The organism is Streptosporangium sp. NPDC023825 (genome assembly GCF_040639575.1).
Lineage (GTDB): Bacteria > Actinomycetota > Actinomycetes > Streptosporangiales > Streptosporangiaceae > Streptosporangium.
In genome coordinates, this window is the sequence record NZ_JBFAAE010000040.1 from 1 (window position 1) to 26,129 (window position 26,129).

General features: G+C 73.2%; 18 protein-coding genes. 16 read left to right on the forward strand and 2 right to left on the reverse strand.

The window, feature by feature from the left end:
• The first annotated feature begins 177 nt into the window (after positions 1–177).
• From AB0G15_RS28595 to AB0G15_RS28655, 13 genes are all read left to right on the forward strand, one after another.
• On the forward strand, positions 178–1,053 hold the full coding sequence (locus AB0G15_RS28595) for a sugar ABC transporter permease (RefSeq protein ID WP_362845674.1): 876 nt from the start codon (positions 178–180) through the stop codon (positions 1,051–1,053).
• On the forward strand, positions 1,050–1,931 hold the full coding sequence (locus AB0G15_RS28600; RefSeq protein WP_362845676.1) for a carbohydrate ABC transporter permease: 882 nt from the start codon (positions 1,050–1,052) through the stop codon (positions 1,929–1,931). The genes AB0G15_RS28595 and AB0G15_RS28600 overlap by 4 nt, the downstream gene beginning before the upstream one ends.
• A 50-nt stretch (positions 1,932–1,981) precedes the next feature.
• The gene (locus AB0G15_RS28605; protein WP_362845678.1) at positions 1,982–3,598 is read left to right on the forward strand and encodes a glycoside hydrolase family 13 protein; all 1,617 of its coding nucleotides are present in this window, start codon (positions 1,982–1,984) and stop codon (positions 3,596–3,598) included.
• Entirely contained in the window at positions 3,588–4,664 is a 1,077-nt protein-coding gene (locus AB0G15_RS28610; protein ID WP_362845680.1) for a LacI family DNA-binding transcriptional regulator, read from the forward strand. The genes AB0G15_RS28605 and AB0G15_RS28610 overlap by 11 nt, the downstream gene beginning before the upstream one ends.
• Before the next feature lie 383 nt (positions 4,665–5,047).
• Complete coding sequence (locus AB0G15_RS28615) at positions 5,048–5,179, forward strand: hypothetical protein (RefSeq protein WP_362845682.1); 132 nt, start codon at positions 5,048–5,050, stop codon at positions 5,177–5,179.
• Entirely contained in the window at positions 5,176–6,684 is a 1,509-nt protein-coding gene (locus AB0G15_RS28620) for an NAD(P)/FAD-dependent oxidoreductase (protein WP_362845684.1), read from the forward strand. Before AB0G15_RS28615 ends, AB0G15_RS28620 begins: the two co-directional genes overlap by 4 nt.
• The gene (locus AB0G15_RS28625) at positions 6,681–7,355 is read left to right on the forward strand and encodes a DUF6875 domain-containing protein (RefSeq protein ID WP_362845686.1); all 675 of its coding nucleotides are present in this window, start codon (positions 6,681–6,683) and stop codon (positions 7,353–7,355) included. The genes AB0G15_RS28620 and AB0G15_RS28625 overlap by 4 nt, the downstream gene beginning before the upstream one ends.
• The gene (locus AB0G15_RS28630; protein WP_362845688.1) at positions 7,352–11,992 is read left to right on the forward strand and encodes an amino acid adenylation domain-containing protein; all 4,641 of its coding nucleotides are present in this window, start codon (positions 7,352–7,354) and stop codon (positions 11,990–11,992) included. The genes AB0G15_RS28625 and AB0G15_RS28630 overlap by 4 nt, the downstream gene beginning before the upstream one ends.
• Positions 11,989–13,305: an MFS transporter gene (locus AB0G15_RS28635; RefSeq protein WP_362845690.1), complete on the forward strand. Its 1,317-nt coding sequence runs from the start codon at positions 11,989–11,991 to the stop codon at positions 13,303–13,305. The genes AB0G15_RS28630 and AB0G15_RS28635 overlap by 4 nt, the downstream gene beginning before the upstream one ends.
• Positions 13,306–13,525: 220 nt before the next feature.
• Positions 13,526–14,557 (forward strand): methyltransferase, encoded by a 1,032-nt coding sequence (locus AB0G15_RS28640; RefSeq protein ID WP_362845692.1) that lies wholly within the window; start codon positions 13,526–13,528, stop codon positions 14,555–14,557.
• 166 nt (positions 14,558–14,723) lie between these two features.
• Positions 14,724–16,010, forward strand: coding sequence for a right-handed parallel beta-helix repeat-containing protein (locus tag AB0G15_RS28645; protein WP_362845694.1), 1,287 nt, complete (start codon positions 14,724–14,726; stop codon positions 16,008–16,010).
• A 94-nt stretch (positions 16,011–16,104) separates the two neighbouring features.
• Positions 16,105–16,743, forward strand: a complete 639-nt coding sequence (locus AB0G15_RS28650) for an amino acid-binding protein (RefSeq protein WP_362845696.1) — start codon at positions 16,105–16,107, stop codon at positions 16,741–16,743.
• A gap of 233 nt (positions 16,744–16,976) precedes the next feature.
• Positions 16,977–17,714 (forward strand): hypothetical protein, encoded by a 738-nt coding sequence (locus AB0G15_RS28655; protein ID WP_362845698.1) that lies wholly within the window; start codon positions 16,977–16,979, stop codon positions 17,712–17,714.
• An 88-nt stretch (positions 17,715–17,802) separates the two neighbouring features.
• Here the strand turns inward: AB0G15_RS28655 and AB0G15_RS28660 are convergent, their stop codons facing one another.
• Entirely contained in the window at positions 17,803–19,092 is a 1,290-nt protein-coding gene (locus AB0G15_RS28660) for an ATP-binding cassette domain-containing protein (RefSeq protein WP_362845700.1), read from the reverse strand.
• Between the two features lie 295 nt (positions 19,093–19,387).
• Here AB0G15_RS28660 and AB0G15_RS28665 point away from each other — a divergent pair, with 295 nt between their 5' ends.
• From AB0G15_RS28665 to AB0G15_RS28675, 3 genes are all read left to right on the forward strand, one after another.
• Positions 19,388–20,452, forward strand: coding sequence for a LacI family DNA-binding transcriptional regulator (locus tag AB0G15_RS28665; protein ID WP_362845702.1), 1,065 nt, complete (start codon positions 19,388–19,390; stop codon positions 20,450–20,452).
• A 94-nt stretch (positions 20,453–20,546) separates the two neighbouring features.
• Positions 20,547–21,506 carry a carbohydrate kinase family protein gene (locus tag AB0G15_RS28670; protein WP_362845704.1) on the forward strand — a complete coding sequence of 320 codons (960 nt, stop codon included), beginning with the start codon at positions 20,547–20,549 and terminating at the stop codon, positions 21,504–21,506.
• A 114-nt stretch (positions 21,507–21,620) separates the two neighbouring features.
• Positions 21,621–22,532, forward strand: a complete 912-nt coding sequence (locus tag AB0G15_RS28675) for an aminoglycoside phosphotransferase family protein (protein ID WP_362845706.1) — start codon at positions 21,621–21,623, stop codon at positions 22,530–22,532.
• 56 nt (positions 22,533–22,588) lie between these two features.
• Here AB0G15_RS28675 and AB0G15_RS28680 read toward each other — a convergent pair whose 3' ends face one another.
• On the reverse strand, positions 22,589–26,104 hold the full coding sequence (locus AB0G15_RS28680) for an indolepyruvate ferredoxin oxidoreductase family protein (protein ID WP_362845708.1): 3,516 nt from the start codon (positions 26,102–26,104) through the stop codon (positions 22,589–22,591).
• Between the last annotated feature and the right edge of the window lie 25 nt (positions 26,105–26,129).

Below are 26,129 nucleotides of genomic sequence, written 5' to 3' on the forward strand. Positions count from 1 at the left end.
CCACGCAGACCAGACCCGACTCCCGGCGGAAGGCCAGCACCCCGTCCTGGGCGTCCAGCCAGGTCAGCGTGCCGTCGCCGAGCAGCTCGCGGCGCCGACGGCGCCCGCGGCCGGGGCCGCGGTAAGGAGCCCGGCCCGTTCCGGCGGGCGACGGGCCGGCACTGGTACGCCTGGGCCATGGTCGCCCCGGTGATCCTGGTCACCGGCCTGCTGGTCGGCTGGCCGCTGGCCAGGGGCGTCTACCTGTCGCTGACCGACGCCACCGAGGCCAACATCGGCCGGACGATCGGCGTCAACGTCATCCCCTCGACGTACGAGTTCACCTGGTTCGACAACTACGTCGCGATCCTGACCAGCGGGCTGTTCTGGGAGAAGCTGACCTGGACGGTCGTGTGGACCGTCGCCTGCGTGGCGTTCCACTACGGCCTGGGCCTCGGCCTGGCCATGCTGCTCAACCGCAAGGTCAGGTTCCGCTCGGCCTACCGGCTGCTGCTCATCCTGCCGTGGGCGATCCCGGGCTTCGTCTCGGCGTTCATCTGGCGCTACCTCTACAACAGCGACTTCGGCGTGATCAACGCGATGCTGCGGGCCGCCGGCCTGGGCGCGGTCGGCTGGCTCGACGACCCGACCACGGCGAAGATCGCGGTCATCGCGGTCAACGTCTGGATGGGCGTGCCGTTCATGATGGTCGCCGTGCTGGGCGGGCTCCAGTCGATCCCCGGCGAGCTGTACGAGGCGGCCGAGGTCGACGGCGCCACGCCGTGGCAGCGCTTCCGCTTCATTACGATTCCCGGCTTGCGTACCGTGTCGAGCACGGTTGTCCTGCTGGGCACGATCTGGACGTTCAACATGTTCCCGGTGATCTATCTGATCAGCGGGGGAGGACCGGGCAGCTCCACCGAGATCCTGGTCACCTACGCCTTCCGTGAGGCCTTCACCGGCGTCCGCAACTACTCCAACTCCGCGGCGTGGGGAGTGATCATCCTCCTGCTCCTCGTCGTGCTGGCCGTGGTCTACCGGCGCTCGCTGCGCAAGCAAGGGGAGGTCTGGTGAGCACAGCCACCACTGCCACCACTGCCGGCTCGAGGCGTGCCCGGGGGCGCGGGGAACGCAGTGTCGGCAAGTCGATCCTGCTGCACGCGACCCTGCTCGCCGCGGTCGCCACCTCGCTGTTCCCGATCGTCTGGCTGGTCCTGACCTCGCTCAAGCCGCGCGACGGCTGGCTCTCCAGCGAGCTGGAGATCTTCAACCAGCCCTCGCTGGACAACTACGTGCGGGTGCTGACCGAGACGCGGTTCCCGACCTGGCTGCTCAACTCGGTGATCGTCGCCGGGCTGACCACGGTCATCGGCGTCTTCCTGGCCTCCACGACCGGGTACGCCATCAGCCGCTTCCGCTTCCCCGGCTACCGCGGGGTGATGTGGATGCTGCTCGTCACCCAGATGTTCCCGGTGGCGATCCTGATCGTCCCCCTCTACAACCTGATGGCGGGCCTCGGGCTGCTCAACCAGATCCCCGGGCTGGTCATCGCGTACATGACGGTGGCGGTGCCGTTCTGCGCGTGGATGATGAAGAGCTACTTCGACTCCATCCCGCGCGAGATCGACCAGGCGGGGCTCGTCGACGGCTTGACGCCGTTCGGCGCGTTCTGGCGGGTCATCCTGCCGCTGGCCAGGCCGAGCCTCGCGGTCACCGCGTTCTACTCGTTCATGACCGCCTGGGGCGAGGTGGCCTACGCCACCGTGTTCATGTCGCAGGAGGAGAAGCGCACGCTCGGGATCGGGCTCCAGCAGTTCGTCGGCCAGCACTGGTCGGACTGGGGCCTGCTCACCGCGGCGGCGGTGCTGATCGCGGTTCCGGCGGCGGTCGTCTTCCTGCTCGTCCAGCGGCATCTGGTCACCGGGCTCACCGCCGGTGCCACGAAGTCGTAACACCACTGTGCTATTACGTCCTGATATGTCATCTGATCGGGGGATTTAATATGACCGAGCTTGTCCGGGCGGAACCGGGTGCCGGGACCGCCACCCGATGGTGGCGCGACGCGGTGATCTACCAGGTCTACGTGCGCAGCTTCGCCGACGGCGACGGCGACGGCGTGGGCGACCTGCTCGGCGTGCGCGGCGGGCTCCCCTACCTCGCGGACCTCGGGGTCGACGCGGTCTGGCTCACCCCGTTCTACACCTCGCCGATGGCCGACTTCGGCTACGACGTGGCCGACTACCGGGACGTGGACCCGATCTTCGGGTCGCTGGCCGACGCCGAGGCGCTGATCGGCGAGGCGCACCGGCACGGCCTGCGGGTCATCGTGGACGTGGTGCCCAACCACACCTCCGACCGGCACGCCTGGTTCCTGGAGGCCCTGGCCGCGCCCTCCGGAGACCCCGCGCGGGAGCGCTACGTCTTCCGCGAGGGCAGGGGCGCGACGGGGGAGCTGCCGCCCAACGACTGGGAGTCGGTCTTCGGCGGGCCCGCGTGGACCCGGCTGCCCGACGGCGAGTGGTACCTGCACCTGTTCGCCCCCCAGCAGCCCGACCTGAACTGGGAGAACCCCGAGGTCCACGCGGAGTTCGAGTCGATCCTGCGGTTCTGGCTCGACATGGGGGTGGACGGCTTCCGCATCGACGTCGCCCACGGCATGGTCAAGGCGGACGGCCTGCCCGACGTCGGCCACCCCGACCAGGTCGGGATGATCGGCACCGAGGTGGTGCCGTTCTTCGACCAGGACGGCGTGCACGAGATCCACCGTGCCTGGCGCAGGCTGCTCGACTCCTACCCCGGGGAGCGGATCGGCGTCGCGGAGGCGTGGGCGCCCTCCTCGCAGCGGCTGGCCAACTACGTCCGCCCCGACGAGATGCACCAGGCGTTCAACTTCCACTTCCTCGTCGCCCCCTGGGAGGCCGCCGCGTTCCGCGCGGTCATCCAGGAGTCGCTGACGACGGCCGGGACGGTCGGCGCGCCCTCCACCTGGGTGCTGTCCAACCACGACGTCAAGCGCCACCTCACCCGGTACGGCGGCGGCGAGGCCGGCCTGCGCCGCGCCCGCGCCGCCGCCCTGCTGACGCTCTCCCTGCCCGGCTCGGCCTACATCTACCAGGGGGAGGAGCTCGGGCTGCCCGAGGTCCTCGACCTGCCGGAGGAGTTCCAGCGCGACCCGCAGCGCCTGCGCAACCCCGACGACGGCCGCGACGGCTGCCGGGTGCCGCTCCCGTGGGCCGACGGCGAGCCGCACTTCGGCTTCAGCCTGCCCGGCGCCGAGGAGACCTGGCTGCCCATGCCGCCCTCCTGGGGGCCGCTCAGCGTCGCGTCCCAGCTCGGCGACCCGGTCTCCACGCTGAACCTCTACCGGGAGGCGCTGCGGATCAGGCGCGAGCGCCGCTCCTTCGACGACGCCCCGCTGACCTGGCTCGACTCCCCGCAGGGCACCCTCGCCTTCGCCAGGGGCGACGGGTTCGCCTGCACGGTCAACCTCACCGGCGAGCCCGTGGAGCTGCCCGCCCCCGGGCGGATCCTGCTGGCCAGCGCGGAGACGGCCGTCGCGGGCGGCACGGTGCGGCTCGCCCCCGACTCCGCCGTCTGGTGGGAACCCGATGCCGCATAGCACCGGGCAGCTCGGCGCCGGTGCCGGCGGCACCGGCACCGGCACCGGCACCGCCAGGCTGGCCGACATCGCCGCGCAGGCCGGGGTGAGCGAGGCCACGGTCAGCCGGGTGCTCAACGGCAAGCCCAGCGTGTCGCGGTCGACCCGGCAGGCGGTGCTGACGGCGCTGGACCTGATGGGCTACGAGCGCCCGCAGCGGTTGCGCCAGCGCAGCAACGGGCTGGTCGGCCTGGTCACCCCGGAGCTGGACAATCCGATCTTCCCGGCCTTCGCCCAGGCCTTCGAGAAGACGCTCACCCAGCACGGCTACACGCCGGTGCTCTGCACCCAGCTGCCCGGCGGGGCGGTCGAGGACGAGTTCACCGAGATCCTCGTGGAGCGCGGGGTGAGCGGCATCATCTTCGTCTCCGGGCTGCACGCGGACATCACCGCGCGCTCGGACCGCTACACCCAGCTGATCGGGCAGGGCGTGCCGATCGTCCTGCTCAACGGGCACGCCGCCGACGTGCCCGCCCCGTTCATCTCCCCGGACGACCGGGCCGCGGCCCGGCTGGCCGTGCAGCACCTGGCCGACCTCGGGCACGAGCGCATCGGCCTGGCCGTCGGCCCCGGCCGGTTCGTGCCGGTGATCAGGAAGATCGAGGGTTACCGGCAGGCCATGTCCCAGCTGCTCGGCGTCACGGACGTCGACGGGCTGATCTCGCACTCGCTGTTCTCGGTGGAGGGCGGCCAGGTCGCGGCGGCGCAGCTGCTGGCGCGCGGCTGCACGGGCATCGTGTGCGCCTCGGACCTGATGGCGCTGGGCGCGATCCGGGCCTGCCGCGACCGGGGACTGTCGGTGCCGGGGGAGGTGTCGGTGGTGGGGTTCGACGACTCGCCGCTGATCGCGTTCACCGACCCGCCGCTGACCACCGTGCGCCAGCCCGTGCAGTCGATGGTCACCGCCGCCGTGCACACCCTCCTGGAGGCCGTCGCCGGGGCGCCCGGCGGGCACTCCGAGCTCATCTTCCAGCCGGAACTCATCGTGCGGGGCTCGACGGGCTCCGGCCCCAAGATCGTTCGCTGAACGTCCCCGCCCGCCGGCATTTCGCGGCGATCCATTTCCGCCGCCTTCACGGGCTTCCCCGGCGTGCCCGCCGATCTCTATACTCCGAGATCCTCACACCGAGAGGACCGCCGCAGCCGCCGGTCCTCCGGAACACCGCGAAGGCCGCCGCAGTCGCCGGTCCTCCGGAACACCGCGAAGACCGTAGCCGCCGGTCCTCCCGGGCAGTGCGAAGGCCGTCAGAGCCGCCGGTCCCCTCGAACATCGCGAAGGCCGTCAGAGCCGCCGGTTCTTCCGCTCGGCATCCGCGTCATCAGCGTCATCGGTGTCATCCAGGCCGCCCGCGGCCGGCACCTCGCTCTCGTTCCACCCGTCGACCTCGCGCGCCCCTCAGGAGGCCGGTTTTGAGTGTGCACGACCTCGCCCAGATCGCCCAGCTCGCCATGATCGCCGATTCTTCCCGGTTCCCCGTCCCGATCCACGACCGCGCGGGCACGCCCTCGTGCCGCGCCGTGGGACCGGAGGAGACGCCGTGACGGACGCCTCCCACTTACCCGGTACGCCTGGCACACCTGACCTGTCAGGATTACTCGGCTCGCCTGACTCGCCTGGCCTGTCAGGCTTACCCGGCGGCCCGCGCCGCCACGAGACCCACCCTGTCCCCGAGCCCGTCCTCGCGGACAGGACCGCGCGGGCCGCGGTCGTCGGGGCGGGCCCGGCGGGATCGTTGCTCGCCGTCCTCCTCGCCCGCCGCGGCCACCCGGTCGACGTCTACGACATGCGCCCCGACCCGCGCGACGGCAAGGGCGACGGCGAGGGACGCTCGATCAACCTGGGCCTGTCGGCCCGCGGCATCCGCGCCCTGCGGCACGTCGGCCTGTGGAACGCTCTCGGGGACAGGCTCGTGCCCATGCGGGGACGCATGATCCACCGTCCGGGCAGGCCCGCGGCCTTCCAGGCGTACGGCACCGACCCGGGGGAGATCCTCTACTCGGTCCGCAGGGACGAGCTGACCACCCTCCTCGTCGAGAGCGCCGCCGCGCACGAGGGGGTGAGGCACCTCTTCGGCGTCCGCTGCGCGGGAGTCGACCGCGAGAGCGGGATGTTGACCCTGGCCGACGCGATCACCGGGGAGACGCGCGAGGCCCGCGCGGACTTCGTGGCCGGCGCGGACGGAGCGTTCTCCGCCGTACGCGCCGCCATGCAGCGGGGGCTCGCCGCCGACTACCGCCAGGAGTTCCTCGAATGGGGGTACAAGGAGCTCACAATTCCCGCGGCCCCCGGCGGCGGCTCCCGCGTCCCGCTGGAGGCGCTGCACGTCTGGCCCGGCGAGAACGCCCTGATCGTCGCCCACCCCAACGTGGACGGCTCGCTCACCGCGACGCTCTTCCTGCCGCACTCCGGCGCCCCCGGCTTCGCCGAACTCGCCGGGGAGCGGGACGTCACCCGTTTCTTCCGGCGGGTGTTCCCCGGCGTGGTGGACCTCGTGCCCGACCTGGCCGCGCAGTACGCCGCCAACCCGGTCGGGAACCTGGTGACCATCCGCACCTCGCGCTGGCGGCACGCGGACCGGGTGGTCCTGGCGGGTGACGCCGCCCACGCGGTCTACCCGTTCTACGGCCAGGGCATGAACTCGGCCCTGGAGGACTGCCTGGTGCTCGACGGCTGCCTCGCCCGGCATCCCGGCGACCGCGCGGCCGCGTTCGAGGAGTATCAACGGCTGCGCAAACCGCACACCGACATCCTGGCCGACCTGTCGGAACGGAACTTCGCCGACCTGCGCGACGGCACCCGGTCACCGCTGCGGCTGGCCCGCAGGCAGGCCGACCTCGCGCTGAACCGCGCCTTCCCCACCCTGTGGCGGCCGCTCTACACCATGGTCTCGCACACCGACATGCCCTACGGCGAGGCGTTGCGCCGGGCCCGCCGGCAGGACCGCGTGCTGCGCTGGTCGGGCGCGGCACTGGCCACGGGGCTGGCCGCGGGAGCCGCCCTCGCGGCCGTACGCACCGGCTCCTCCCCGCGCGGGACGGCACCGTGATCACGCACCCCGACGACCCGTCGCTCCGCCTGATCGAGACCGCCGACCTCGACGCCCCGTCCCCGCCGCCCGAGGTCCTCGCCCACCGGGACGCGCTGCGGGCCGTCGTGGACTGGGCCGGGACCTACCTGTGCCGCCCGCACCCCGACCTGGGCCGCAACGGCCCGGTCTGCCCGTACGCCCAGGGCTCGCTGAGCCGGAACAGGTTCTACCTCGCGGTGCCCGAGGTGGGACCCCGCGCCGCCGAGACCGTCGAGGACGTCGTCGCCGCGGTGGAGCCCTACCGGGCCTGGTTCGTCCGGCTCGCGCCGCTGGACGGGCCCGAGGCCGTGTTCACCACGATCCTGCTGCTGCTGCCCGGCCTCGGCGACCGCCTGGCGCTCGTCGACGGCGCGCAGAACGCGCTGAAGGGCGCCTTCGTCGAGGAGGGCCTGATGATCGGGGAGTTCCACGACGGGCCGCCCGACAAGCCGGGGTTGTGGAACCCGTCGCTGCGCCCTCTGGCCGGTCCCGTGCCGCTGCTCGCGATCCGCCACATGGTCGCCACGGACCTCCCCTTCCTGTGGGGGGACCCGGCCCACCGGCGCGCGTACCTGACCCGGTTCGACGGCAGGGTGCCCGCCCATCTGCGAGAGATCGTCATGGAGGCCGTGATGGAGGGGATCGAGTGACACCGCCCGTGCGCCGCGACCCCGCCGCGCCCATCCCGCTCACCCCCGCCCAGGCGCGCCTGTGGTTCCTCGACCGGGCCGGGGCCGGCGGCGGGGCGTCCTACGTCTGCTGGACCTTCCAGCGCCTCGTCGGGCCGCTCGACACGGACGCGCTGCGCGCGGCCTTCACCGCCGTCGTGGACCGGCACGAGGCGCTGCGCCTGGTCATCGTCGAGGGAGCCGAGGGAGTCGAGGGACCCGCCCAGGTGGTGCGGGAGAGCGGGCCGGAACTGCGGGTGGTGGACGCGCCCGACGAGGAACGGGCGCGCGACATCGTCAGGGACGTGCTCACGCGCAGGTTCACCCTCGACGGGGCCCCGCTGCACCGGGCCGTGCTGATCAGGCTCGCGGCCGGGGAGCACGTCCTGGGCTGGTGCCTGCACCACATCATGTGCGACGCGCCCTCGCTCGGGATCCTGGAGGAGGACCTCTGGGCCTGCTACCGGGCCCTGGCCGACGGCGCGGAGCCGCCGGGGCCGGTCTCCGCCCAGTTCCCCGACTACGCCGCCTGGCTCGCCGAACGGGGGGCGGAGGGGCGCGAGGCGGGCCTGGCCCACTGGCGCGAGCACCTGTCCGGCGCGCCCGCCGTCACCACCCTCCCGCAGGATCGGCCCCGGCCTCGCGAACCCGTACGGGGCGGGGCCCGCCGCTCCCTGCGCCTGCCCGGCACCCTGGTGACCGACCTGTACGCCCTCGTCAAGGCGCGGCGCTGCACCCTGTTCGTCATCGCGATGTCGGCGATGACCGCCGCCCTGGCCAGGCACTCCGACGAGGAGGACGTGGTCGTCGGGACCGCCCTGGTCAACCGGCACCTGATCGAGCTGGAGGGCTCGGTCGGCTGCTACATCAACCTCATCCCGGTGCGGACGGACCTGCGGGCCGACCCCACCCTGGCCGAGCTCCTGCGCGCCGTGCGCGGCTCGGTCATCAGGGGGCTCGGCCACCAGGCGACGCCGTTCGAGGAGATCGCCGACCTGGCCGGAGCCCCCCGGGACCTGCGCAGGAACCCCGTCTTCCAGACGCTGCTCGTCATGGGGGAGGGGGGCCGGTCCACCGAGCGGGCGGCGAACCTCACCACGGAGACCTGGGAACTCGACGAGTCCTCGCCCGGCGCCCGCTTCGACCTCACCCTCGTCGTGAGCGTGAGCGAGAGGGGGATCGAGCTGCACGCCGACTACTCCGCCGACCTCTACGACGAGGTCACCGTCGACCGGTTCCTGCGCCACGTCGTCGTCTTCCTGTCCGCCTTCACCGCCACGCCGGACCTGCGGGTCTGGCAGATCCCGCTCCACGACGGGATCCACGCCGGTACGCCGGACGCCTCGCACGGCGGCTTGCCGGCGGGTGAGCGGCCCCTGGACGGGGGCAGACCCGGCGGCGATCCGGAGCCCCGCGACCCCCGGCCCGCCGTGGACCTCACGGCGGTCCGTGGTTCCCGGCCCGCCGGAGACCTCACGATGGCTCCCGGTCCCCGGCCCGCCGGGGACTTCACGGCGGTCCACGAGCTCATCGCCCGGCGGGCGGCCGAGGCCCCCGCCGCTCCCGCGCTGGTCTCGGAGGCCGGGACGATCGGCTACGGCGAGCTGGAGCGCCGCTCGGCGCGGCTGGCGGCGCGGCTGAGGGAGGCGGGGGCCCGGCGCGAGTCCGTCGTCGCCGTCGTCCTGCCGAACGGCGAGGACGCCGTCGTCGCCCTGCTCGCCGCGCTGCGGGCGGGGGCCGCCTACCTGCCGCTCAACCCGGCCGACCCGCCGGACAGGATCGCCGGGATACTCCTGGAGGCCGGGGCGGTCGCCGCCGTCACCTCCGACGAGCACCGGGACGCGCTCGCGGGCTACCCCGGCGCGGTTCTCACCGCCGAAGCCGCGGAAGAGGCGGGGGACCTCGGCGAGGTGCCGCCCGCGGGACCGGAGGACCTCGCGTACGTGATCTACACGTCGGGGTCCACCGGGCGCCCCAAGGGGGTGATGGTGACCCACGGGACCCTCGCCCGGCTGACCGGGTCGTTCCGCGACGTCCACGGGTTCGGGCCCGGCGGGCGGGTGCTGATGCTGCCGCCGCTGACCTTCGACGCCTCGGTGGGGGACGTGTTCCCCGCCCTGTGCTCGGGGGCCGCCCTCGTGCTGCACCCCGACCCCGCCCTGCTCGACGGGCCGGAACTGGTGCGCTTCTGCGCGCGGCACGGCGTGACCGCGGTCGACACCGCGGCCTCCCTGTGGCGCGGGTGGGCGGCCGGACTGGCGCCCGGGGCGGTGCCCGCGGACTGGCCGGTCACCACGATGATGGTCGGCGGGGAGCGGGTGCCGCTCTGGGCGGTCCGCGCCTGGGCCGCCGCCACCGGCGGCCGGGCCGAGCTGTTCAACCACTACGGCCCGACCGAGGCGACCGTGTGCGCCACGGTGCACCGCACCCGCGACGGCGCCGAGGCGGCAGGGCGGGAACACCTGCCGATCGGGCGCCCCCTGCCGCACGTCCGCGCCTACGTCCTCGACCGCAGGGGCGGCCTGGCGCCCACCGGCACGCCGGGCGAGCTCCACCTGGGAGGCGACTGCCTGGCCCGGGGCTACGTCGCCCGGCCGGAGGAGACCGGGGCGCGGTTCGTCCACGACCCCCACGCCGGGCGCGAGGGGGCCCGCATGTACCGGACCGGGGACCTGGCCAGATACCTGCCCGACGGGACGCTGGAGTTCCTCGGGCGGGTCGACCGGCAGCTGAAGGTCAACGGTTACCGGATCGAGCCCGCCGAGATCGAGTCCGCTGTCACGGCGTACCCGGGGGTGCGGGACGCGGCCGTCGTGGCCTCCCCCGAGGGGGACCGGCTCGTCGGTTACGTGGCGCCGCGCGCCACCGACCCCGAGGAGCTCCGGGGCTTCCTGCGCGAGCGGCTGCCCCGGCACATGGTGCCCGCCGTGCTCGTACCGCTCGACGAGATCCCGCGCACACCGCACGGGAAGATCGACGCCGGGCGGCTCCCGGACGCCTCGCGGGAGGCGCCGGGATACGTCCCGCCGCGCGGCCCGCTGGAGACGGCGCTGGCCGGGGTGTGGGCCCGGGCGCTCGGCCTTCCCCGGGTGGGACGCCACGACAACTTCTTCGCGCTCGGCGGGTCCTCGCTGCTGGCCGCCAGGGTGCTCGGCGAGGTCCGCGGGGAGACCGGGGTCGACCTCTCCCTCGGCGGCCTCTTCGAGACGGCCGACCTGGCGGAGTTCGCGGCCTCCGCGGCCACGCCGGAACCGGCCCTCGGCGACGACGACCTGAGGGCGCTGGCCGTGCTGCCCGGCGAGGTGCGCGACGCCCTCGCCTCGATGCGCGGCGCAGCGGGGGACGGGGGCGAGGCGCCCGGCGCACCGGGGAACGCGCGCGGCGCCCTCCGCCCGGCCGGCTCCGCGCCGGGCGGGGCGGCGGCGGGGTGGCCGGGGCGGGTGCTGCTGACGGGGGCGACGGGCCTCCTCGGGGCACACCTGCTGGCCGAGCTGCTCGACCGGGGCGTTCCCGAGGTGGTGTGCCTGGTCAGGGCGGGAGACGAGCACGCCGCCGCCGGCCGGGTCCGTGACGTCCTGACCAGGCACGGCCTCTGGAGGCCCGGTTACCGGGAGAGGGTCACCGGTCTGGCCGGGGACCTGACGGCGCCCCGGCTGGGGCTGGAGCCCGGCCGCTACGACGCCGTGGCGGAGGGGAGCGACCTGATCTGCCACACCGGGCGGATCGTCAGCTTCGTCCAGCCGTACCGGATGCTCGGCCCCGTGAACGTCGGCGGGACCGTGGAGATGGTCCGGCTGGCCGCGCACCTGCGGCCGACGCCGCTGCACACCGTCTCCACCCTCGGCGTGTACCTGGGCCGGGCAGGCGAGGACCGCCCGATCACCGAGGACGAGGCCCCGGACGACCCCGCGGGGCTGGACTCCCCGTATTACCAGAGCAGGTGGGTCGCCGACGCGGCGGCGCGGCGGGCCCGCGAGCACGGCCTGCCCGTGACGGTCCACCGGCCCGCGCGGGTCGGCGGCCACAGCCTCACCGGCGGGGGTGACCCCGCGGACTACCTCAACCGGCTGCTCGCCACGTTCGTCCAGCTCCGCATGGTGCCCGACATCCCGGTCACCGAGGACGTCATCCCCGTCGACCACCTCGCCGCCGCCATCGCCGCGAGGCTGCTGGACCCGGCGTCGGCGGGGCGCGACTTCCACTACTTCGACGCCGAGGGGATCACCTACCGGCAGATGGCGGCGGCCCTGCTCGGTCACGGGTACGACGTCGAGCTCGTCCCCTGGGAGCGCTGGCGGGCGGAGATCCTTCGGCGCTCCGCCACGGGTGAGCCGGTCGCGATGGGGCCGTTCGCCGCCGGTCTGGGCGAGGAGCCGCCGGGACCGCGCGGACCGGGGTTCGACACCACGTTCACCTGCCCGCCGCCCGATGCCGCCCTGATCGGCCGCTATCTCGCGTTCCTCGAAACGTGCTCCGGACCCCTTTCCGGGACGTCTCCCCGGACGCCCTCCGGAGCCTCCGCCGAGGCCTTCGCCGAGAAACCCGCCGGGACGTCCATCGGGACGTCCGCCGAGACCGGGACGCCCACCGGGGCGTCCGCGGAAGGAGGGCTCCGTTGAGAGCCGACGCGCTCAGGTTCGCCGGTATCTGGTCCGCCGAGCTGGTGTCGGTGATCGGTTCCAGCCTCACCGGCTTCGTGCTCAGCGTCTGGGTCTACCAGGAGTCCGGATCCGAGACCCAGTTCGCCCTCACCATGCTCTGCGCCACGCTGCCCGGCATCCTCATCACCCCCTTCTCCGGGGTGATCGTCGACCGCTTCGACAGGAAGCGGGTGCTCGTGCTGAGCGACTGCGGGGCGGCGCTGTCGACGGCCGCGCTGCTGCTGATCGTCCAGGCGCAGGGCCTGGCCGTGTGGCACGTCTACGTCGCCACCGCGATCGGCGCGATCTGCGGGACCTTCCACCTCACCGTCTACCAGGCGATGACGCCGCTGCTGGTCCCCGAACGCCACCTGGGCCGGGCCAACGGGCTGATGCAGGCCACCTGGGGGCTGCAGATCGCGGCCCCGGTGGCGGCGGGGACGCTGCTGGAGGTGGTGGGACTGCGCGGGGTGCTCCTGCTGGACCTCCTGTCGTTCGCCGTCGCGACGGTCGTGGTCCTGGCGACCAGGCTGCCCAGGTCGGTCACCCGGCCCGAGACGGTCGCGAGCCCGCCGTCGCTGGGCACCGACCTGCTCTTCGGGCTGCGGCACCTGCGCTCCCACGGGCTGTTCCCCCTGGTGGCGGTCTTCGCCGCGTTCAACCTCGTGTTCGCCGTCGCGGGGGTGCTGATCCGCCCGCTCATCCTTTCGTTCACCGGGCCCGCCACGCTCGGGGTGCTGGTGTTCGCCGGTGGGGCGGGGCTGTTCGCGGGAAGCCTCGTCATGGGCCTGTGGGGAGGACCGCGCCGCAGGATCACCGGGATGAGCCTCTTCATGGCGGCGGGCGGGCTCGCCCTGGCCGCGCACGGCCTGTCGCCCTCGGTGGCGCTCATCGCGGTGGTCGCCCCCGCGTTCCTGTTCGTCCTGCCGGTGGTCAACGGCTGCGTGATGACGGTCCTGCAGCTCAAGACGGAGGCGGGGGCGCTCGGCCGGGTGCTCGCCACGGCGCGCACCCTGTCCCAGTGCGCGATGCCCATCGCCTACCTGAGCGCCGCGCCCGCCGCCGAACATCTGACCGGGCCCCTGCTGATGCCGGGCGGCGCGCTCGCCGGGAGCGTCGGGGAACTGATCGGGACCGGTCCCGGCAGGGGCACCGCCCTGATCTTCCTGGCCGACGGGCTGCTGCTCGTCGCCCTCGCGGTCACGACCTTCGTCCTTCCCCGGCTCCGCCGCCTGGAGCGCGAGATCCCCGACGCGCCCAGAACGGACACCGCACCCGCCCCGGTCTCCTGACCCCCGCCCCCGCCCCCAGTCTTCTGACCCCGCCCCGGAACCTCCTGCCCCTGGCCTCCTGACCTCGCCCCGGAACCCCCTACCCCCTGCCTCCTGACCCCGCCCCGGGACCGCGCCCCGTGAGAAACCTTCGGAACCGCACTCCCGTGAGAAGCCTTCACAACCGCGACCTTCACGCACCGCGCCCCATACGAACCGCGACCCTTACGAACGAGGTCCGATGCCGCTGCACCTGACACCCGAGGACGCCCGCCGCTACCTGGAGAGCGGAGAGGCGCCCGGTCCGCATCTCGACGTGATCGGCGCCATGTCGGCGCACGCCGCCGCGGCCGGGCTCCGGCTCGGCCTGTTCGAGGCCCTGGCGGACGGGCCCAGGGACCTGCCCGAGCTGGCCGCCGGGCTCGGCGCCGACCGGGACGGCCTGCGCGTCCTGCTCGGCGCGCTCGCCGCGACCGGGTACGTGACCTCCGAGTCCGGCGGGTACGCGCTGACCGCCGTGTCCCGCCCGCTGCTCGGCGGGTACGGCAACACGCTGCTGTTCTGGCAGGAGGTCCTGGCCGGGCTCTGGGGCGGGCTGGATGAGTCGGTGCGCTCGGGCAGGCGCGGCGCCGACTTCTACGCCTGGCTGGCCGGGCGCCCCGAGGTGCTGGCCCGCTTCCAGCGGTTGCTCCAGGACCAGGCGGGGTGGCTGGCGGAGGAGATCGCCGCCGTCGCCCCCCTGCCGGGCGGCGCCTCCCGGCTGCTCGACCTGGGCGGAGGGCACGCCCGCTACAGCATCGCCTACTGCCGCGACCGGCCGGATCTGCGCGCCACCGTCGTCGACCTGCCCTCGGGGATCGAGGCGGGCCGCCCGGCGGTGGCCTCGGAGGGGATGGCCGACCGCGTCACCCTCCTCGCCGGGGACATCCTGGGCGATCTCCCGTACCGGGACCAGGACGCCGTGCTGCTGTTCAACCTGCTGCACGGCTTCGGCGAGGAACAGGCCTCGGCCCTGCTGCGGGCCGCGGCGCGCACGCTGCGCCCCGGCGGGGTCGTGCTGGTCCTCGACCGGGATCCCGGCCATCCGGGCGACGCGGTGGCGCGGGCCTTCACCCCGCTCTTCGAGCTCAACCTGCACCACACCCAGGGCGGGCGGCTGTACTCCCCGGAGACGATCACCCGGTGGCTCGCCGAGGCGGGTTGTCACGGGCCGCAGGAGTATGTCCTGACGCGCTCCCCGGCCCACCTCCTGACCATCGCCACCAGGGCGTGAGCCGCGCGGACGGCGACCGGGCCCGTCCGGCCCGGCCGGAGCGGAGCCGCCTTGCGGCCCGCCGGAGTGAAGCGGAGGTAACGACCGGCTGTGCGTCCTTCGCTCAGATCGCTGGGGGAACCCCGGGTGTGCGAAGATCTGCGCTGACGTACAGGCGGTGACGGCGATGGAGCGTACCAAGATGAACTCGACGAGGCTGTGGGCCGCTCCCGTGGCGGGGGCTCTCGTGGCGGGAAACATGCTCGTCGCCGTGCCCGGAGCCGCCGCGGCCACGGCCGCGGCGGGCACCGTCTACTACGTCGACTCCAGGTCCGGAGACGACTCCGCCGCCGGGACCTCGGCCGCGGCGGCCTGGCGCAGCCTGGACAACGTCAACGCCGCCACTCTGAGCCCCGGCGACACCGTGCGCCTCAAGCGCGGCGGCAGCTGGCCGGGCGCGCTGACGCTGTCCGGCCGGGGCACCGCCGCCAGCCCCATCTCGGTCGAGCCGTACGGCGAGGGCGCGGCCCCGAGGATCAGCGGCAGGGACGCGGCCTGCGTGGTGATCTCGGGCTCCTACGTGCGGGTCGTGGGGGTGCGGGCGAGCAACTGCCAGTGGGCCGGCTTCGAGGTCGGCGGCAGCCGCAACGAGCTCGACCGCGTCATCGCCGACCGCAACGTCACCGGGGTCCACTTCATCGGCGCGCGCAACGTCGTCAAGAACAGCGTCCTGAGCGACAACAACCGCATGAGCGTCAACGACGAGGGCGGCGACGACGACTCCGGCGCGTTCGGCGTGCTGCTCAACGGCGACGACAACCTCGTCACCGGAAACGTGATCACCGGCAGCTACGCGGGCAGCCAGGACTACGGCACCGACGGCGCCGCCGTGGAGGTGTTCAACGGTGACCGCAACCGGATCACCCACAACGTCGCCAGGAACAACGAGACCTTCGTCGAGCTCGGCGCGCAGAAGGGCAAGACCGCCGGGGGCAACATCTTCGCCCACAACGTGGTCACCTCCTCGCGCAGGGGCTCCTTCCTCGTCACTCGAGGCGCCCGCCACGTGGTCGGGCCGGTGAAGGGCACCGTCGCGGTGCACAACTCGGTCTACCTGCCCGCCCGCAAGACCCTCGGTTGGGCCTGCCACGACGGCTGCTCCCCGGCGATCCTGAAGCTGCGCAACAACATCGTCGTGGTCGGCGGCCAGGTGGGCTTCGAGGACGGCAAGGGGGCCGACGAGGACGCCGGCGTCTACAAGGGCCGCTCCCGCAAGTTCAAGCTCGGACCCCGGTCGATCATGGCCGATCCCCGCTTCAGGAGCCGGACGGACCTGCGCCTGCGCCCCGGCTCCCCGGCACTCGGCCGCGGCGTGAAGCTCGGCCTCACCTGGTACGGCGGGGCGGGCCTGGCCCGGGACCTCGCCGGTGCCACGCTGTCCGCGACCCCCGCCGCCGGGGCCTATCAGTCCTGACTTTTACCCGTTTTGGGTCTTATTCTGGACATCTCCCCGGAACCTTCGTGAAACCTGGCTAGGACAGTCTGGTGCGCAGAGCGAGGTGATCGGCATGATGTTGCGGCTACGTGTTTCCTTCCCCGACAGGCCGGGCGCACTGGGCCAGGCGGCCCGGGTGCTCGGCACGCTGGGTGCGGACATCCTCCAGGTGACGGTCCTGGAACGCGAGCTCGGCCGGGCGGTGGACGACTTCACCGTCTCCTGGCCCGGCACCGTGGACGCGGAGACGGTCAGGGACCGCCTCTCCGGCGTCCCCGGGATGCGCGTCGAGGGGGTCTGGCCCACCCGTGAGGTGCCAGGCACCGCGCCCGACTACGACCTGCTGAAGCACGTCGCCGCCGATCCCGGCAGGGCCTTCGCCACTCTCGTGGACGCCATGCCCGACCTGGTGAGCGCCGAGTGGGCGGTGATCCTGTCGCCGGAGAGCGGAGATCTCCTCCACCGCAGCTGGCAGGCTCCGGTGGCCCTCGACGAGACGGGCGGCCTCGTCGGCGTCAAGGCGGCCGACCTCGCCACGCTGCGCCCCGCCGTCCTCGATTCCGGGCGGCATCGGCTGATGAGCCTCCCGGTGCCGGACACGAGCCGGCACCTGGTCCTGGCCAGGAGCGACGGCCCGCCCTTCCACCGCGCGGAGCTGGACCGTGCCACCCGCGTCCTGGAGATCGTCTCCATCATGAGCCGATCCTCCTAAGTCCCCGCGTTTCCGATATGTCGGTTATTGGGTAGGAAGGCGGGGAGTGGCTCGGCGCCACCTTCCGTGACCGCGCCTTTTGTTCGTCGTGCCCGGTCCCGCCCACCGCGGGCGGCCGGGTCCGCCCGGCGGGACGGTGGCCGTCGCGCACACCCGCATCAGATCTCCCCCCGATGGACGCCGCTGGTCGTATCGGTACCGGGCCCTCGCGGGTCCGCGAGGAGGGCAGCCTGATGCCTGAGCGCCACCACGTGACGATGATCCTGCTGGGGCTGTGTCTGGGGGCCGGTACGGCCTGCGGGGGGAGCCCGGCCGTCACGGACACCGCCGCGGTCCCGGTGCGAGACCCCGGCATCGAGCGAAGTCCCGGTCCCCGGCAGAGCACCACTCCCGGCGCCACCCCCGGTACCGGTTCCCCGGGGAGCGCCGCCCCCGTGCCGGAGGGGTTCAAGCGGATCGGGGGACCCGCCAACGGTGTCACCGTCTCCGTCCCGGAGGAATGGGTGGCACTCGACCTGACCAAGGACGATCTCGACAAGGGGCTGAAGAGCAGCGGCCTGTCGGGTCCCACGCTGGAACAGGCGAAGAAGAGCCTGCAGACCCTGGTCGACAACAACGGCATCTGGGCGTCGGACACCGACTCGGCGAAGACCTCCAAGAACGGCTTCCCCACCAACCTCAACGCCTTCTGCCAGGCCGGCCGGCAGATCTCGACGGAACAGCTGCTCAGGGAGACCAGATCCCAGCTGGAGCAGCTCAACGCCAAGGTCATCGAGACGGGAAAGGTGCGGATCGGCTCCAGGGAGGTGGCGCGGCTCGTCTACTCGTTCGAGACCAACGGCGTCAACGTCCGGGGCACCCAGTACTACGTGCCGGTCGAGGACAGGACCTGCATCGTCACGCTCAGCACCGACACCGGGGGCAAGCAGGAGCTGTTCGACCGGATCGGAGAGACGATCAGGCCGGTCTGACCGCCCCGCCTCCCGGGGCGGGCACCCGGCCCGTACGGCCGCCGCCGCCGCACCGCCGCCGTCGCGGCGGCTGCGAGGCGGCGCCGCGTCAGCGCTGCGGCGGGTCGATGCGGGCGCCGTCCATGGTGAAGAGCATCAGGCGGGTGACGTCGACACCGACCCTGGCGGGCTCTCCGGACCGCCATACCGGGCGGGAGCCCAGGCGGACGATGAGGTCGGCCCGGCGGTGGTGGCCGCTGACGTGCTCCTGCTGCTGCTGCGGCTCGGCGTCCTCGTCGAACACGCCGCCGGGCATCAGCCGCCGCAGGACCGAGCGGATCCGCCCTCCGACGAGGGGGACGCCCAGGCCGTTGGCCTTGTGCCGGGGGTCGGGAGGCTCGGGCACGGCCACGGAGGTCAGCCCGCTCTCGACGTAGGCGAGCCACTCGTGGCCGTGGTACTCCAGGGCGCGGACGCGGCCGAGGAAGGTCGGCCCCTCGAAGCTGTCGGGGACCGGGGCCAGGCAGTCCGGGCGCAGACCGACGATGATCTGGTGGCCCACGTGCTGGGAGATGACGTACGCCCTGGGATCGGTCCAGGGGATCATGATCTGGTGCGGGCCGAAGTCCAGCAGGATGAACTGGTTCTGCGGGGTGCGCACGGTGGCCGCGAGCAGGTTGATCTGCTGGGAGCTGAGGAAGGCCGCGGTGAAGGCGGTCGCGGGGTCGTTGTAGACCTGGCCGGGAGTGCCGACGTCCTGCAGGACGCCGCGGTTCATGATGGCGATCCGGTCGGCCAGCGTGAGGGCCTCGACCTGGTCGTGCGTCACGTAGATCGTGGTCACCCCGAGGGAGCGGACCAGCGACGAGATCTCCATCCGCAGCTCGGTGCGCATGCCCGCGTCCAGATTGGAGAGCGGCTCGTCCATCAGGAAGAGCGAGGGCTGGCGGACGATCGCGCGGCCCATCGCCACGCGCTGGCGCTGGCCGCCGGAGAGCGTTCCAGGGCGCCGTTCCAGGGTCTCGTCGATGTGCAACGCCTTGGAAAGCTCCGTCACGCGCTCCCTGACCATCGCGGGGTCGGCCTTCGCGATCTCCAGGGGGAAGGCGATGTTGCCGCGTACCGTCCGGTGCGGGTAGAGCGCCCCGTTCTGGAACACCATGGCCACGTCGCGGTCGCGGGGAGCGAGCTCGTTGGCGAGCGTGCCGCCCAGCCACAGGTCCCCTTCGGTGACCTCCTCCAGACCCGCGATCATCCGGAGCAGGGTGGATTTGCCGCAGCCGGAAGGGCCTAACAGAACGAGAAATTCCCCGTTTTCCGCGCGCAGACTCATGCGGTCGACCGCGAGGTATCCACCCGGGTATACCTTGCTCACGTTGTCGAGGACGACGGTACTCATGCGCGCTCGTTCCTCCCGGACGCCCCCGCCCGGATCCCAGCCGTGTGATTGATGAGGTAGTACATCGCGACACTTGCCCGTGTGTCCATAGATGTCGTTAGAAATCGCTCATCTAATGGTTACTTCTCCGTTCCCGGGCGTGACGGTCAGTCGTGACAGCGAACCTTTACCCGAGCCCCAGCACGAAGGTTGAAATGTTACAATTTGCGAAAAGTTGCAGAAACGAATTTCATAGGGGGCGCCGGATGCCGAGCGGTTCGCGTCCGGTTCGGCCGCACGGTGGGGTGACTGCTTGATGGACGGTGAGCTCGCGCAGACCTCACGCTTCCGCTCCGACGGGACGACGATCCGGCTGGCCGACATCGCCGCGCAGGCCGGGGTGAGCGAGGCCACGGTCAGCCGGGTGCTCAACGGCAAGCCCAGCGTGTCGCAGTCGACCCGGCAGGCGGTGCTGACGGCGCTGGACCTGATGGGCTACGAGCGCCCGCAGCGGTTGCGCCAGCGCAGCAACGGGCTGGTCGGCCTGGTCACCCCGGAGCTGGACAACCCGATCTTCCCGGCCTTCGCCCAGGCCATCGAGAAGGCACTCACCCAGCACGGCTACACGCCGGTGCTCTGCACCCAGCTGCCCGGGGGCGCCCCGGAGGACGAGTTCACCGAACTCCTGATGGACCGCGGGGTGAGCGGCATCGTCTTCGTCTCCGGGCTGCACGCCGACACCACGGCCAAGATGGACCGTTACACGCGCCTGATCGAGCGCGGGCTGCCGATCGTCCTGCTCGACGGCTACAGCGAGCGCGTCGAGGCGCCCTTCGTCTCCCCGGACGACCGGGCCGCGGCCCGGCTGGCCGTGCAGCACCTGGCCGACCTCGGGCACGAGCGCATCGGCCTGGCGGTGGGGCCGCGCCGGTTCGTGCCGGTGATCAGGAAGATCGAGGGCTACCGGCAGGCCATGTCCCAGCTGCTCGGCGTCACGGACGCCGACGAGCTGATCTCGCACTCGCTGTTCTCGGTGGAGGGCGGCCAGGCCGCGGCGGCGCAGCTGCTGGCGCGCGGCTGCACGGGCATCGTGTGCGCGTCCGACCTGATGGCGCTGGGCGCGATCCGGGCCTGCCGCGACCGCGGGCTCTCGGTGCCGGGGGAGGTGTCGGTGGTGGGGTTCGACGACTCGCCGCTGATCGCGTTCACCGACCCGCCGCTGACCACCGTGCGCAAGCCCATCGGCGCGATGGCCTCGGCGGCGGTGGCGACCCTCCTGGAGGAGATCAACGGGGTCCGCGCCAAACACGTCGAGCTGATGTTCCAGCCCGAGCTCGTCGTCCGCCGCTCGACCGGCTCCGGCCCCCTGGTCAGCCGCTAGGGACACGCGCCCGGCCGGGTGGGAGCCGGTGGGAGCCGGTGGGAGCCGGTGGGAGCCGGTGGGAGCCGGTGGGAGCCGGTGGGAGCATGGCCCGATGGACATCGGTCACGACGTCGTCGTCATCGGCGGCACCGGAGTCGACACCACGGCCTACGTGCCCGCGCTGCCCCTGCCGTACGCCGACACCTACGCGGTGCCGCCGGTGGTCGACCGGATCGGCAACACCGGCAGCGGCGTCGCCCTCGGCTGCCACGCGCTCGGGCTGAGGGTCAAGCTGGTCGACCTGATCGGCGACGACCCGCAGGGCCGGTTCGTCCGGGCCCACTTCGCGGAGAGGGGGATGGACACCGGCTGGGCGCTCGCGCCGCAGGGGACCCGGCGCAGCATCCTGCTCGTCGGCCCGGACGGGCGGCGCACCTCGCTGTTCGACCCGCGCGCGGCGCCGGGCGAGCGGCTGCCCAGGGAGCTCTATCTGGACGCGGTCCGCGCGGCCCGGCACGTCCACGTGTCGATCACCGACTTCTCCCGGCACGTCTACCCCGACCTGCGTACCGGTTCCGTCTCCACCGACCTGCACGACTGGGACGGCGAGAACGACCACCACCGGGACTTCGCCTACTCCTCCGACCTGGTCTTCCTGTCGGCCACCGCACTCGGCCCGCGCCGCGACGAGGTCATGCGCGACATCCTGGAACGTGGCCGGGCGAGGGCCGTGGTCTGCACGGAGGGCGCCGAGGGCTGCCGCGTCCTGGACGCGGACGGCTTCCGTGGCTTCCCCGCCGCTCCCCTGCCGGGACCGGTGGTCGACAGCAACGGCGCGGGCGACGCGTTCGTCTCTGGGGTCCTGTACGGGCTGCTCTCCGGGCGTTCCCTCGACGACTCCATTCCCCTCGGCGCCGTCGCCGGAGCCCATGCCTGCACGTCGGCGGGCACCCACGAGAACCCCGTCGGTGAGCCGGAACTCCTCCTTCGCGCAGGGGAGGCGGGAGAACCCGGCCGTGCGGAAGGACCCGGCCGTGCGGGGGAACCCGGGGAACCCGTCCGCCTCCCGTAGCCCTCGCGCGGGCGCGCCGACCCCTCCCGCCCGGCCGCCACGTGACGGCGTCCGGGTCCGAGGGGCGCCGAAAACCGTTTGCGCGGCGCAGGGAAGGGCCGACACACTCTCCGGGTGGTAGAGAGCCTGCACGGTGACGGGCGCGCCGGCATCGACGCGGCGCTGGTGAGGCGACTGGTCGCGGCCCAGTTCCCGCAGTGGAGCGCCCTTCCCGTGACCCCGGTCGAGGTCGACGGGTGGGACAACCGCACCTACCGTCTCGGTGACGAGATGACGGCGCGCCTTCCCACCGCCGCCGGTTACGTCCCGGCGGTCGACAAGGAGGATCGATGGCTGCCGATCCTCGCCCCGTCGTTGCCGGTCGACATTCCCGTGCCGCTGGCGAAGGGGGCCCCGGGCGAGGGATACCCGTTCAGCTGGTCGATCCGCGGCTGGCTGGACGGCGAGACCGCGAGCCTCGACCGCATCGGCGATCTGCCCGGGTTCGCGGTCTCGGTCGCCGGTTTCCTTCTCGCCCTGCAGCGTGCCGACGCGACCGGCGGGCCGCCGGCGGGCGCGCACAGCTTCCACCGAGGCGCGTCACCGGCTCACTACGACGACGAGACGCGCCGCTCCCTCGCCGCGCTGGACGGCCACGTCGACACCGTCCGGGCGTCGGCCGTGTGGGACGCCGCCCTCGAGGAGACCTGGTCCGGGCCGCCGGTGTGGTTCCACGGCGACATCGCGAGCGGCAACCTGCTGGTCAGGGACGGGAAGCTGGCCGCCGTCATCGACTTCGGGACGTCGGGCGTCGGTGATCCCGCCTGCGACCTGGTGATCGCGTGGACGATGTTCTCCGGCGAGAGCCGGGAGGCCTTCCGCGGCGCCGTCGGCCAGGAGCCCGCCACGTGGGCGCGGGCTCGTGGCTGGGCGCTGTGGAAGGCCCTGATCAGCCTGGTCAGGGACCTCGACGGGGACGAGAGGCGAGCCGCGGAGCACCGCCGCGTCATCGACGAGGTCCTGGCCGACCACGATCGCGCCGGCTGACCCCGCCGCCACCGCCCCTGACGCAGCCGCCCCTGACGCCGCCGGCGGCGCGGACCCTACTCGCCGGTCAGCTCGTCGAGGACGGCCCTGGCGGAGGCGCGGTAGGCGTCCACGTTGCGCAGCTTCACGTGCTCGTAGCCGCGGATCACCTCGGGCAGCTCGGCCAGCTCGCGGACCCGCTCCCCGGTCTCCGGGCGCAGGTGGTCCAGCGCGCTGTGCACGTCGCGGGTGTACTCGGCGGCGAGCTCCCGCTCGGTCCCGCGCACCCCGCCCAGGCCGAACGGGTCCAGGCGGGTGCCGCGCAGCGCGCGCATGCCGTACAGCAGGCGGAAGGCCGGGTCGAACCAGGCGCCGAGGCGGAGCTTGCGCCTCATGCCCAGGGCGCGCAGGAACGGCGGGTGCAGGTTGTAGGAGACCCGCGCGCCGGGGCCGAACTCGGCGGCGATCCGCGCCCGCTCGGCCGGGTCGAGGTGCAGGCGCGCCACCTCGTACTCGTCCTTGTACGCCATCAGCCGGTGCAGCTGCCGCGCGTAGGCCTCGGTGACGGCGGTGCTCCCGGGGGAGACCTCCCGCTCCCTGGCGAGGACCGCGCGGACCGCGTCGGCGTACCGGGCGGCGTAGCGCGCGTTCTGGTACGCGACGAGGTCGGGCACCCGGACCGTGAGGATCCGGTGCAGCTCGGTGCCGGGCTCGGCGACCGCGTCGACCAGGCCTGCCGTCTCCGGGCCGGGCGGCGGCGCGACCGGGGCGGCGGGGCGGGTCGCCGCCGCCACGGCCTCCGGGGCGGCCACCACCGCGCGGCCCCAGTGGAAGGCGGCGACGGTCCGCTCGGCGGCCCGGCCGCCGCCCGCGCGGATGGCCCGCTCGATCGACTCCAGGCCGAGCGGGATGAGCCCGCGCTGCCAGGCGGCCCCGACGATGATCGTGTTGGCCGGCATGTGGTCGCCGAACAGCGCCTGGGCCATCTCCTCGGCGTCGAGGTAGACGTTCAGCTCGCGCCGGGTCCGCGACTCCAGCGCGCCGATCGGCGAGGCCACGTCGGTCAGGTGGGTGGCCGGGTCGAGCACCATCGAACCGGTCGGCACCAGGCTGGTGGATACCACCGCCACGGTACGGTCACGGTCGGCGGCGGCCAGGTGGGCGGGATCGGTGGCGCCGATCAGGTCCAGCGCCAGGTAGGCGTCCACGCTGGCCGCGCCGCCCCGCGCCGAGCGGTCGCCGTCACCGTCGAAGATGAGGATGTCGGAGACGACCGTGCCGCCCTTCTGGGCCAGGCCGGTCTGGTCGAGCCCCCGCGACCGCCTGCCGTCGAGCATCGCGGCGGTGCCGAGGATCTGCGCGACCGACACCACGCCGGTGCCGCCGATGCCGACCAGCCTGATCGAGGTCTCCCCGGTGCGCGCCTCGGGCAGGGGCATCTCCGGCGGCGCGGGAACCGCGGCACGCCTCTTCGAGGCCGCCTTCCCCTTCGCGGGCAGGACGGTCAGGAAGGACGGGCAGTCGCCCTCCACGCACGAGTAGTCCTTGTTGCAGGACGACTGGTGGATCTCGGTCTTGCGGCCGAACTCGGTCTCCACCGGCAGCACGGACAGGCACTCGGACTTCTGCCCGCAGTCGCCGCAGCCCTCGCAGACCCGCTGGTTGATCGCCACCCGCCTGGCGGGGTCGGGCAGGTCGCCCTTCTTGCGCAGCCGCCGCTTCTCGGCCGCGCACTGCTGGTCGTGGATGAGCACGGTCACGCCGGGGACCGCGGCCAGCTCGCGCTGGGCGTCCTCCAGCGCCGTCCTGTCGCGCACCTCGGCGATGCCCGCCAGCCTGACACCCCGGTAGCGCTCGGGCTCGTCGGTGGTGACGACGATCCTGCGCACCCCCTCGGTCTCCAGCCAGCGGGTCAGGTCGGGCACCGACAGCGCCGGAGTGATCGTCTGGCCGCCGGTCATCGCGACCGCGCTGTTGTAGAGCAGCTTGTAGGTGATGTTGACGCCCGCGCCGACCGCGGCCCTGACCGCGAGCGAGCCGCTGTGGTGGAAGGTGCCGTCGCCGAGGTTCTGGAAGATGTGCGGGGTGTCGGTGAACGGCGCCTGGCCGATCCACTGCGCGCCCTCGCCGCCCATCTGGGTCAGGCCGGTGAGCGTGCCCTTGCCCTCGCGGTTGAGCACCACCATGGTGTGGCAGCCGATCCCGGCGCCGACGGGCGCGCCGTCGGGGACGGCGGTGGAACGGTTGTGCGGGCAGCCCGAGCAGAAGAACGGGGTGCGCTTGGGGGTGAGCAGCGTCAGCGGCGCCGGGCGCGAGATGACGGAGAGCCCCTTCGCCACCTGCTCGCCGAGGCCGGTCAGGCCGTTCGAACCGTCCAGGTCGGTCAGGCCCCGGCGGCGCAGCCGGAAGGCGATGGCCTTGGCGGCCAGGTCGGCGTCGACGGCGCCGTGCCGGGGGATGAGCTGCGCGCCGTTCTCGTCGAGCTTGCCCAGCACGCGGGGGGCGTCGGCGGTCCCGTACAGGATGTCCTTGACCGAGGTCTCCAGCAGCGGGGCCTTCTCCTCCACGACGAGGATCTCCGACAGTCCCCGGGCGAAGGTCCGGACGATCTCCGGGTCCAGCGGCCAGAGCATGCCGATCTTCAGGAGGCGGACACCGGCCTGCTCCGGCGTGACGCCGAGCTTGCGGAAGCCCTCGCGGACGTCGTAGTAGGCGGTTCCGGAGGCGACGACGCCCAGCCAGGCGTCGCGGGGGTCGGCGGTGACGCGGTTGAGCCCGTTCTCGCGGGCGTAGGCGCGGGCCAGGTCCAGACGCGGGCCGACGAGCGTGCGTTCCATCTCCAGCGACCACGGGGTGAGCAGGGTGGCGTCGGGCACGTGCCGGTAGGGCCTGCCCTGGTACTCGACGACGGGCATGACCGGGACGACCCGGTCATGCCCGACGTCCACGGTGCCTGTGCCGTCCACGACGTTGGAGACGGCCTTCACCGCGACCCACAGGCCGCTGGCCCGGGACGCCGCGATCGCGTGGCGTCCCAGGTCGAGCAGCTCCTGGACGCTGCCGGGGTGAACGATCGGCATGCCCAGCGTGGCGAGCGTGCCCTCGGTCGCCGAGGGGAGGGTGGAGGACTTGCAGGTCGGGTCGTCGCCGCAGAGCGCGATCAGGCCGCCCTCGGGGTGGGCGCCGACGAAGTTGCCGTGCCGGAACGCGTCGGCCGCGCGGTCGACGCCGGGCGCCTTGCCGTACCAGACGCCCAGCACGCCGGAGGTGCGCGGGCGGGGGAGGGCGGGCACGAGCTGGCTGCCCCAGACCGCGGTGGCGCCGAGTTCCTCGTTCTGCCCGGGGCGGTGCACCACGCCGAGCGGCTCGGTGTGCCGGCGGGAGCGGGCCAGCTCCTGGTCGAAGCCGCCGAGGGGGGAGCCGGGGTAACCGGACACCATCGTGCCGGTACGGAGACCCGCCGCCCCGTCGGCGCGCATCTGGTCGATGATCACCCTGACCAGGGCCTGGGTTCCGGTCATGAAGACCTGGCCCTCGTCGAGCAGATAGCGGTCGTCGGGGGAGATCTCCCGGGCGTCTGCGAAGATCGTCATGTTTGGTCCCGTCGTCGGCGCTCCT